General features: G+C 64.8%; 9 protein-coding genes. 7 read left to right on the top strand and 2 right to left on the bottom strand.

Translation table 11 applies throughout. The features are described from left to right. Positions 1–133 precede the first annotated feature (133 nt). From P9254_RS20120 to P9254_RS20110, 3 genes are all read left to right on the top strand, one after another. Entirely contained in the window at positions 134–1051 is a 918-nt protein-coding gene (locus tag P9254_RS20120; RefSeq protein WP_066996707.1) for a sulfite exporter TauE/SafE family protein, read from the top strand. Further along, positions 1051–1839, top strand: a complete 789-nt coding sequence (locus tag P9254_RS20115; protein WP_067322676.1) for a TIGR02186 family protein — start codon at positions 1051–1053, stop codon at positions 1837–1839. The genes P9254_RS20120 and P9254_RS20115 overlap by 1 nt, the downstream gene beginning before the upstream one ends. A 172-nt stretch (positions 1840–2011) precedes the next feature. Then, positions 2012–3268, top strand: coding sequence for an Hsp70 family protein (locus P9254_RS20110; protein ID WP_278057298.1), 1257 nt, complete (start codon positions 2012–2014; stop codon positions 3266–3268). A gap of 12 nt (positions 3269–3280) precedes the next feature. Here P9254_RS20110 and P9254_RS20105 read toward each other — a convergent pair whose 3' ends face one another. Beyond that, entirely contained in the window at positions 3281–4189 is a 909-nt protein-coding gene (locus P9254_RS20105; protein WP_278057297.1) for a LysR substrate-binding domain-containing protein, read from the bottom strand. A gap of 123 nt (positions 4190–4312) precedes the next feature. On the opposite strand from P9254_RS20105, the gene P9254_RS20100 reads away from it, so the two are divergent. From P9254_RS20100 to P9254_RS20085, 4 genes are read left to right on the top strand one after another with little or no spacing between them, the layout of a single operon-like run. Continuing rightward, a complete protein-coding gene (locus P9254_RS20100) occupies positions 4313–4471 on the top strand; it encodes a hypothetical protein (protein ID WP_164749258.1) in 159 nt (52 codons plus the stop codon). Further along, a complete protein-coding gene (locus tag P9254_RS20095) occupies positions 4468–7398 on the top strand; it encodes a molybdopterin oxidoreductase family protein (protein ID WP_278057296.1) in 2931 nt (976 codons plus the stop codon). Before P9254_RS20100 ends, P9254_RS20095 begins: the two co-directional genes overlap by 4 nt. Next, positions 7395–8129, top strand: a complete 735-nt coding sequence (locus tag P9254_RS20090; RefSeq protein ID WP_278057295.1) for a 4Fe-4S dicluster domain-containing protein — start codon at positions 7395–7397, stop codon at positions 8127–8129. The genes P9254_RS20095 and P9254_RS20090 overlap by 4 nt, the downstream gene beginning before the upstream one ends. 12 nt (positions 8130–8141) lie before the next feature. Continuing rightward, a complete protein-coding gene (locus P9254_RS20085) occupies positions 8142–9077 on the top strand; it encodes a dimethyl sulfoxide reductase anchor subunit family protein (protein WP_278057294.1) in 936 nt (311 codons plus the stop codon). A 7-nt stretch (positions 9078–9084) separates the two neighbouring features. Here P9254_RS20085 and pdeM read toward each other — a convergent pair whose 3' ends face one another. Continuing rightward, the gene (gene pdeM, locus P9254_RS20080) at positions 9085–9801 is read right to left on the bottom strand and encodes a ligase-associated DNA damage response endonuclease PdeM (RefSeq protein ID WP_278057293.1); all 717 of its coding nucleotides are present in this window, start codon (positions 9799–9801) and stop codon (positions 9085–9087) included. Positions 9802–9811: the final 10 nt, after the last annotated feature.

Below are 9811 nucleotides of genomic sequence, written 5' to 3'. Positions count from 1 at the left end.
GTTGTGGGGGGGGGGGGGGGGGGGGGCGCCCCCCCCCCCCCCCCCCCGCCGCGCAAGAAAAAATTGGCTTTTCGGTGCGAAACTGCCGGGGACGGCGGCATTCGCCGACAGGCAAACTGATCGAGACAGACGGGTGGGCATCTATCTCCCGATCGCGGAAATTTCCGTCAACGTGTTCGTGCTGCTCGCGATGGGCGCGGCGGTGGGCTTCCTGTCGGGCATGTTCGGGGTCGGCGGCGGCTTCCTGATCACGCCGCTCCTGATCTTCTACAACATCCCGCCGGCGATCGCGGTGGCCACGGGGGCCAACCAGGTCATAGCCTCCTCCTTCTCCGGCGCGCTGTCGCACTTCAAGCGCGGCACGCTCGACTTCAAGCTCGGCGGAGTGCTTCTGGCTGGCGGCATTGTCGGCTCGACCGCCGGCATCTATGTCTTTGCGCTGCTGCGCCGGCTCGGCCAATTGGACCTCTTCATTTCGCTGCTCTATGTGGCGCTGCTCGGCACCGTTGGCGGGCTGATGCTGGTCGAGAGCGTCAACGCGCTGCGCGCCTCGCGCAGCGGCGCGGCGCCGGTGCTGAAGAAATCCGGCCAGCACAACTGGATCCACCGGCTGCCGTTCAAGATGCGCTTCCGCGCCTCGAAGCTGTTCGTCAGCATCATCCCGGTGCTCGGCCTCGGCGCGGCAATCGGCTTCCTGTCGTCGATCATGGGCGTCGGCGGCGGCTTCATCATGGTGCCGGCGCTGATCTACCTGCTCAAGGTGCCGACCAACGTCGTTATCGGCACCTCGCTGTTCCAGATCATCTTCACCTCGGCCTACACCACGCTGGTGCATGCCACGACGAACCAGACGGTCGACGTGATCCTGGCCTTCCTGCTGATGGCGGGCGGCGTTGCCGGCGCGCAATATGGCGCCAAAGCGGGCCAGCGGCTGCGCGGCGAGCAGTTGCGGGCGCTTCTGGCGCTGTTGGTTCTGGCCGTCGCCATCCGCCTGGCCATCGACCTCTTCGTGACGCCTCCCAATCGCTATTCGCTCGCGGGCCTGACCTGATGGGGCCGTTGAGAGCGTTCGCAGCCGCCATCCTGTCGCTCGCTGCCGCAGCACTGCCGGCGGCGGCACAGACGCCGGCGACGGAAAGCATCCAGATCGGCCTGTCGACCGACGCCATTTCGATTACCGCCGGGTTTTCCGGCGCTGACCTCACCATTTTCGGCTCGCTCGAAAATCCCGATCCGCTGATCGCGCGCCAGGGACGCTACGATGTCATCGTCGTGCTGGAGGGTCCCGCCCGCCCCGTCGTCGTGCGCCGCAAGGACAGGGTGCTCGGCGTCTGGATCAATCTGGAATCGGAGACTTTCGAGAACGTGCCGGTATCCTACTCGGTGGCGACGACCCGCCCGCTGCAGGACATCACCGAGCCGAACAGCTACAAGCAGCTGTCGCTCGGCGCTTCGAACCTCTACATGCAACCGGCCGAGCCCAGCGACAGCCCGATCACGATCGAGGAATTCACCTCGGCACTTCGCGAGCGCAAGACGGCGACCGGCCTTTACAGCGAGAATGTCGGGGGCGTCCAGTTCCTGTCGCAGAACCTGTTCCGGGCCACCGTCCGGCTCGCGCCCAACATCCCGGTCGGCACCCATAAGGCACGCGCCTTCCTGTTCAAGAGCGGCATGTTCGTGAAGGAGAGCTCGGCCCAGCTCGAAATCCGCAAGTCCGGTTTCGAACAGTCGATCTTCCGCGTCGCGCACGACTATTCCTTCCTCTACGGCGTGTTCGCCGTGTCCCTTGCCATGCTCACCGGCTGGCTCGGACGCATCGTTTTCCGCAAGGATTGACGTTTTTCGCGCGAATGAGGGTTCCCCTGTTCCCGGATTTGGGATAAGTCGCCGCCTCCCAACTCGGGGACAAGCACACATTCAATTCGGCAGAGCGGTCCGGCGACCGGGTGACGGCGCGTTTTTCGACGCCGGCGATGCGCTGCGACGAAACCAATGACAGGAGGCTGCTATGCATCCAGCATTCGGCGGCATCGATTTCGGCACGTCCAATTCCACAGTGGGCGTGATCCGCCACGGCCGGGCGCAACTGGTAGCACTGGAGGGCGAACAGCCCACCTTGCCGAGCGCCGTCTTCTTCAACTTCGAGGACGGCCACACCTATTTCGGCCGCCGCGCGATCGCCGACTACACCGACAGCGTCGAGGGCCGGCTGATGCGCTCGCTGAAAAGCGTTCTCGGCAGCTCGCTCGCCAACGAGAAGACGCGCATCAAGGCGCGCCTGATCGGCTTCACCGACATCATCGGCTTATTCATCAGCCATTTGAAGAAGCGGCTGGAAGAGGATGCCGGCGGCCCGGTCGAACGCGTCGTGCTCGGCCGCCCCGTGCAGTTCGTCGATGACGATGCCGACGCCGACGCCAAGGCGCAAAGCGAGCTTGAAAAGGCGGCGCGCGCACAAGGGTTCAAGCACATCGCCTTCCAGTTCGAGCCGATCGCGGCCGCACTCGACTACGAACAGAATGTCGCCCGCGAAGAGTTGGCGCTGATCGTCGACATGGGCGGCGGCACCTCCGACTTCTCGATCGTGCGCGTCTCGCCGGAGCGCGCCCGCTCGGACGACCGCAAGGGCGACATATTGGCCAATCGCGGCATCCACATCGGCGGCACGGATTTCGACCGGCTGCTCAGCATCGCCCATATCATGCCCGAGCTCGGCTATCTGACCCCGACCAAGGACGGCAAGCGCAATCTGCCGGCAAGTTATTTCATCGACCTCGCCACCTGGCAGCGCCTCAATCTCATTTACACTGCGAAGGCGATGTCGGATTTGAAGCAGATCCGCTTCGAAGCCGAGCGCGCCGATCTCGTCGACCGCTTCATCCACATTGTCGAGCATCGTTACGGCCATGCGATGGCCGGCCTGGTCGAACGGGCCAAGATCGCGCTGACAGAACATTCCTGGGCCGAGGTGAAGGTGTCGCTGCCCGGCGTACGCTTCGCGGCCGGGATCACGCGCGCCGGCCTGGAAGAGACGATCGGCGGCGATATCGAACGGGTGGCCGCGACGGTCAGGCAAACGATTGCCGACGCAGGCGTTCCCGCTTCGGCCATCACCGCCGTGTTCCTCACCGGCGGTTCGACGGCGATCCCGCTGGCAAAGCGGCGGATCCTTTCGCTGGTGCCGCAGGCCTCGGTTATCGAAGGCGATATGTTCGGCTCGGTCGGGCTTGGGCTCGCGCTTGATGCGCGGCGCAAATTCGCCTGACGCTTCCTTGCTCTAGCCCCTCCCCGTTGACGACGCGTTCTGCTTGCCGGTGAGATGCGCCTTGAGCGCCATTTGCGCGAGGCTCGCCTGCCGGTCGCGATGGGTAATCATGGCGAAATCGCGTTTCGGCAGAATGACCGGCACGGATCGCAAGCTGCCTTCCGCCAGCGAACGCGCAATGACGAGCTCGGAAATTATAGTCGCGCCGGCACCAGCCTCCACCGCCTGACGCACAGCCTCGTTGCTGGGCAGAACAAGAAAGATCTGCAACTCGGCCGGCGGAACCCCTTCACTGCGCGCGAAATCCTCCAGCGCCTCGCGCGTGCCCGACCCGCCCTCCCTGATGATCCAGCGCAACGACCTGATGTCGAGGTTTCCCGCCGGCGTCATCGGAAGCTCGGGATGTGAGCCCGCCACGACCAGCATGGGGCGATCCTCATCGACCGTGGCGCGCCGCAATATGTCGGACTCGGTTCGGCCTTCGACCAGCCCGAAATCGGCCCGGCCGTCCAGCACATTGGTTTCCACTTGCCGCGTGTTGCCGATGGTGACGCTCAGGCGCACCGCCGGATAGGCCTCGTGGAAGGACGCCAGGCGCCTCGGCAGCCAGTAGCTGGCGATGGTCTGACTGGCCGATATCGACAGGCTGCCGGTGATGGTCTGGGAAACATGCTCCAGCACGTTGTGGGCAGCCGCTGCCCGTTCCAGAACAGCCTTGGCTTCGGGCAGGAAGCGGTGGCCGGTCTGCGCGAGCTCGATGTTGCGGCCGACCCGGTTGAACAGCCGCACGCCATGATGGCTTTCAAGCGCGCGGATGGCGGCAGAGGCGGCCGATTGCGAGATGCCGAGCAGGTCGGCCGCCTTGGTCATGTGGCCATGCTCGGCGACGGCGACGAAGATGCGAAGCTGATCGAGGGTCATGGCCAACTAAGAAGCAAAATCGATCGGAATTACAAGAGCGGCTTGTTAGACAGATCAATCGCTTTGTTCTAACTTTTTACCCGAGCTTGGAAAAAATTGGCCGTTCTGCCGCCAAGGTTGGAAATGATCGGGCGCTTCAAATCCCTTTTCGCGCATTGGAGCCGCCAGCTGAAGCGGCAGCTCGCCGGCGACCGCTACCATCCTGAGCTGCACTATATGCGCGGGCCCGGCCCGAAGACCAAGGCCAAGATGGCAAGCGACAAGAGCGTTCGCGGATCATGAGCCTAGCTGAACCACGCGGCGCAAACTCCGCGCCCTCGCAGCGGCCGCTGGCCGACAGCCAGGCGCCTGACGAAGGCGACGGCGTCGAGACCTCGCCGAGCGTGTCCGACCGCATCGCCAAAACCACCTGCTACATGTGCGCCTGCCGCTGCGGCATCGACGTCCACATCAAGGACGGCAAGGTGCGCTACATCAACGGCAACAAAGACCACCCGGTGAACCGGGGCGTGATCTGCGGCAAGGGCAGCGCCGGCATCATGCAGCATTACAGCCCGGCGCGGCTGAGGAAGCCGCTGCTGCGCACAGGGCCTCGTGGCTCCGGCGAGTTTCGCGAGATCGAATGGGACGAAGCGCTCACCATCGCCACCGAGCGGCTGTCGGCGGTCCGCCGCACCGATCCGAGAAAGCTTGCCTTTTTCACCGGGCGCGACCAGTCGCAGTCGCTGACCGGCTGGTGGGCGAGCCAGTTCGGTACGCCCAACTTCGCCGCCCATGGCGGCTTCTGCTCGGTCAACATGGCGGCCGGTGGGCTCTACACGATCGGCGGCTCGTTCTGGGAGTTCGGCGAGCCCGACTGGGACAATACGAAATACTTCATGCTGTTCGGCGTCGCCGAGGATCACGATTCCAATCCGATCAAGATCGGCCTCGGCAAGCTCAAGGCGCGCGCCGCCAAGGTGGTGTCGATCAACCCTTGCCGCACCGGTTACAACGCGATCGCCGACGACTGGATCGGCATACGACCCGGCACGGACGGACTGTTCGTGCTGGCGCTCGTCCATGAGTTGCTCAAGGCCGGCCGCATAGATCTCGACTATCTGCTGCGCTACACCAACGCGCCGGTGCTTGTCGTACAGGAGCCCGGTTCCGCCGATGACGGATTGTTCATGCGCGATGATGACGGCAACCTGTTGGCTTGGGACAGGGTGGCGAAGGCGCCCGTCAATGCCGCCGATCCGGATGCCAAACCAGCACTGACCGGCAGCTACACGGTCAATGGCCGCCGCTGCGCACCGGTATTTCAGCTGATCGCCGACCGATACCTGCACGAAAGCCATTCGCCGGAGGCGGTGGCGGAGCGCTGCGGGGTCGGCGCCGACACCATCCGACGGATCGCGGCGGAGCTGGCGCATATCGCCTTCGAGCAGGCGATCGAGCTGCCGGTCGCCTGGACCGATTGGGCCGGCCGCCGGCACGAGACGATGAAGGGCCGGCCGGTGTCGATGCATGCCATGCGCGGCATCTCGGCCCATTCCAACGGCTTTCATACTTGCCGCGCCATCCACCTGCTGCAGGTTCTGCTCGGCACGGTGGACGTGCCCGGCGGCTTCCGCTTCAAGCCGCCCTATCCGCGTTGCGCGCCGCCGGGGCCAAAGCCCGCAGGCAAGAACGTCCGCCCGATGACGCCGCTGGAGGGTATGCCGCTCGGCTTCGTCTCAGGGCCCGACGATCTGCTCGTCGACGAGGTCGGCACACCGATCCGCATCGACAAGGCCTATTCCTGGGAGGCGCCGCTTGCGGCCCACGGCCTGATGCACAGCGTCATCCGCAATGCCTGGGCCGGCGATCCTTATCCGATCGACACGCTGATGATGTATATGTCGAACATGGCCTGGAACTCCTCGATGAATACCGTCGAGACGGTTCGTATGCTCACCGACAAGGACGAGGCGGGCGACTACAAGATCCCCTTCATCATTTATTCCGACGCCTATTATTCCGAGACGGTGCCGTTCGCCGACCTGGTGCTGCCCGACACGACCTATCTCGAGCGGCACGACTGCATCAGCCTGCTCGACCGGCCGATCAGCCATGCCGACGGGCCGGGCGATGCCATCCGTCACCCGGTGGTGCAGCCGGACCGGGATGTCCGGCCGTTCCAGTCGGTGCTGATCGAGCTCGGCGCGCGGCTCGGCCTGCCCGGCTTTGTCAACGAAGGCGGTTCGGCGAAATACCGCGACTATGCCGACTACATCGTCAACCACGAGCGCACGCCCGGCATCGGCCCGCTTGCCGGCTGGCGCGGTAAGAACGGCGACGCGATCGGCAAGGGCGAGGTGAACCCGGACCAGTTGCAGCGCTACATCGACAATGGCGGTTTCTGGCACCACGGGTTCGCCGACGACCAGCGCTATTACAAGATGGGCAACCGCGCCTATCTCGACTTTGCCGTGCAGATGGGATTCATCTCCAAGGCCGATCCGATCATCTTTCAGCTCTATTCGGAGCCGATGCAGCGCTTTCGCCTCGCCGCGCGCGGTCATGGCAAGGTGCAGCCGCCGGAGGCCGAGCGCGACCGGATCGAAGCCTATATGGACCCGCTGCCGTTCTGGTACGCGCCCTTCGAGGACGACGCCGTCGATCTCCAGAAATATCCGCTGCATGCGCTGACGCAGCGGCCGATGCACATGTACCATTCCTGGGGCTCGCAGAATGCGTGGCTGAGACAAATCACCAGCCAGAACCCGCTGTTCGTGCACCGGGAGACCGCAGCGAGGCTTGGGCTGGCCGACGACGACTGGGTGTGGATCGAAAGCATCAACGGCCGCGTGAAGGGGCAGATCAAGCTGATCGACGGCGTCAACCCGGACACGGTCTGGACCTGGAACGCGATCGGCAAGCGGCGCGGCAGCTGGGGCCTGAAGGACGACGCCGCAGAGAGCAATCGCGGCTTCCTGCTCAATCACATCATCGGCGACCAGACCGCAGCCACCGTCAAGGGCAAGCGCTATTCGAACTCCGACCCCGTCACCGGACAGGCGGCATGGTTCGACGTGCGCGTGCGTATCGCCAAATGCGCCGCGGAAGAGGCCGGCTTCACCGAGCCGCAATTCGAGCGCTTGCGGCAGCCGCCAAATTTCGAGCCGTCACCGGATGTGCTTCGCTTCGGCGATGGATTCCGCATAAAAAGGGAAGCCGCCGAATGACCTGCCTTCCCGCCCAAACCGAGAAGAAGCTCGGCCTCGTCATCGACCTCGACACCTGCGTCGGCTGCCAGGCCTGCGTTACCGCTTGCAAGGAATGGAACACCGGCGGACACATGGCGCCGCTGACCGACATCGAGCCGTATGGCGGGCGTGTCGACGGCGTCTGGTTCAACCGCGTGCACAGCTATGAGCACACGACCGAACATGGCGGCCGCACGGTGAACTTCCCGCGCTCCTGCCTGCATTGCGAGCAGCCAGCCTGCGTCACCGTCTGTCCGACCGGCGCCTCCTACAAGCGCGCCTCCGACGGCATCGTGCTGGTTGACGAGGACAAGTGCATCGGCTGCAAGCTGTGCAGCTGGGCCTGTCCCTATGGCGCGCGCGAATTCGATACGGATGTCGGCGTGATGAAGAAATGCACGCTGTGCGTCGACCGCATCTACAACGACAATCTGACGGCAGAGGACCGCGTGCCAGCCTGCGTCGCCGCCTGCCCGACCAGCGCCCGGCATTTCGGCGATCTGGGCGATCCCGCCTCGGCAATCTCGCACCTGGTAGACGAGCGTGGCGGCGTCGAGCTGATGCCCGAGCTTGGCTACAAGCCGACCAACAAATACCTTCCCCCGCGAGCCCGCACCGAGCGCGCGGCGAAGGTGGACGCGCCGGTGCTGGAACCGATCCGGGCCGACGGAGGCTTCCTCGGCTGGATCGACCGCATGCTTTCGAACTGAATTCGCGCAGCCATGCATCCCGCCTATTCCGTCGTTTTCTTCACCACCGCCACCGGGGCCGGTTACGGCCTGCTGGCGCTGCTCGGCGTTCTTGGCGGGCTGGGATTCATCGCGCCCGATTTCTGGCTCGGGCTGGTCGGCATGGCGCTTTCGCTTGGCTTGATCGCGGCCGGCCTGCTCTCCTCGACCGGCCATCTCGGCCGTCCTGAACGCGCCTGGCGCGCCTTCTCGCAATGGCGAAGCTCCTGGCTGTCGCGCGAAGGGGTCGCCTCGGTCGCGACCTTCATCCCGGCCGGGCTGTTCGGCATTGGCTGGGTGCTGATGGGCAAAAGCGGCGGTTGGGTCGCCATCGTTGGTCTGCTGGCTGCCGCCGGCGCCGTCGTGACAGTCTGTACGACCGGAATGATCTATGCCTCGCTGAAACCGATCGCGCAGTGGCACAGCCGTTATACTTTGCCGGCTTATCTTATCTTCTCGGTAATGACGGGTGGCTTGCTGCTCAACGGCCTGCTGCGAAGCTTCGGCACCGGATCAACCGTGGTTCTGGTCGGCGCGCTGCTTGCCACGCTCGCAGGGTGGGGCTGGAAGCTTGCGACTTGGCACTACAACGACCGGCTGGAAATCCCGACCACGGCCAACACGGCGACCGGCCTGGCCGGCGGCACGGTGCGGTCCATCGAATGGCCGCACACCGAAGAAAACTACCTGCTCAAGGAGATGGGTTTTCGCACTGCGCGAAAACATAGGGCGAAGCTGAGGCGCATCACGCAGGTGCTGGCCTTCGCCGTGCCGGCCATCTTGCTCGTGATCGCCTTCGCCTTGCCACGGCCTTTCGCAGCAGCCGCATCACTGCTTGCAGCGTTCTTTCAGTTCGCGGGCATGCTGGTCGAACGCTGGCTGTTCTTCGCCGAGGCAAAGCACACCGTCACGCTCTATTACGGCAGATGAAGCCGCTTCAGCCCGGCCGCAGCATCGAGCCGGAAATGGCAAAGATGCGCTCCGCACCCAGCATGTAGGCAACAAGCGTTTCCAGGCGGAACAGTCCGGCATAGGCGCGGTCGAGCACGTTGAGCGAGCCGGTATAGGCGCCGAAGGCCGGCATGATCATGCGGCCGCCGTCACCGGCGAAACAGCGCCGCCTGACCGAGCGGCCGCGCTGGACGATGCGGGCGCAGGGATGCAGATGGCCGGCGATCTCGCCCTCCACCCGCAGCTTGGATGGCTCATGGCGGAAGACAAGCGAACCGATGGCGAGTTCCCTCACCGTCTCGCCAGGCAGGTCGGCGGGAGCATCCGGATCATGGTTGCCGGCAACCCAGAACCAGTCGCGGCCGGCCATCATCGCCTCCAGCCGCTCGCGGAAGCTTAGATGCATGCGCTCGGCGCCGCCGCCGTCGTGGAAGGAGTCGCCAAGGCTGACAACGATCCGCGGACCGTAGTCGGCGATCACGGCCTGCAGGCGCAGCAAGGTCGCACCTGTGTCATAAGGCGGGATCAGCGCGCCGCGCCTGGCGAAGGACGAGCCCTTTTCGAGATGCAGGTCGGCGACCGCAAGCAGCCGCAGATCGGGGAAATAGAGCACGCCGCGCCGGTCGCAAACCGCGCGTTCGCCGGCGATGCCGACAAAGTCGGCCTCGGCGATCAGCGTTGCGCGCGACAGCGAAAAATTCATCCCCTCTTGC

The sequence above is a fragment of the Mesorhizobium sp. WSM4983 genome (genome assembly GCF_029625765.1).
GTDB lineage: Bacteria > Pseudomonadota > Alphaproteobacteria > Rhizobiales > Rhizobiaceae > Mesorhizobium.
This window is presented reverse-complemented; position numbering and strand designations above follow the sequence as displayed.

Coding starts and splice junctions, on each gene's coding strand:
- P9254_RS20115 (WP_067322676.1), top strand. CDS start 1,051: ATGGGGCCGTTGAGAGCGTTCGCAGCCGCCATCCTGTCGCTCGCTGCC.
- P9254_RS20110 (WP_278057298.1), top strand. CDS start 2,012: ATGCATCCAGCATTCGGCGGCATCGATTTCGGCACGTCCAATTCCACA.
- P9254_RS20105 (WP_278057297.1), bottom strand. CDS start 4,189: ATGACCCTCGATCAGCTTCGCATCTTCGTCGCCGTCGCCGAGCATGGC.
- P9254_RS20100 (WP_164749258.1), top strand. CDS start 4,313: ATGATCGGGCGCTTCAAATCCCTTTTCGCGCATTGGAGCCGCCAGCTG.
- P9254_RS20095 (WP_278057296.1), top strand. CDS start 4,468: ATGAGCCTAGCTGAACCACGCGGCGCAAACTCCGCGCCCTCGCAGCGG.
- P9254_RS20090 (WP_278057295.1), top strand. CDS start 7,395: ATGACCTGCCTTCCCGCCCAAACCGAGAAGAAGCTCGGCCTCGTCATC.
- P9254_RS20085 (WP_278057294.1), top strand. CDS start 8,142: ATGCATCCCGCCTATTCCGTCGTTTTCTTCACCACCGCCACCGGGGCC.
- pdeM (WP_278057293.1), bottom strand. CDS start 9,801: ATGAATTTTTCGCTGTCGCGCGCAACGCTGATCGCCGAGGCCGACTTT.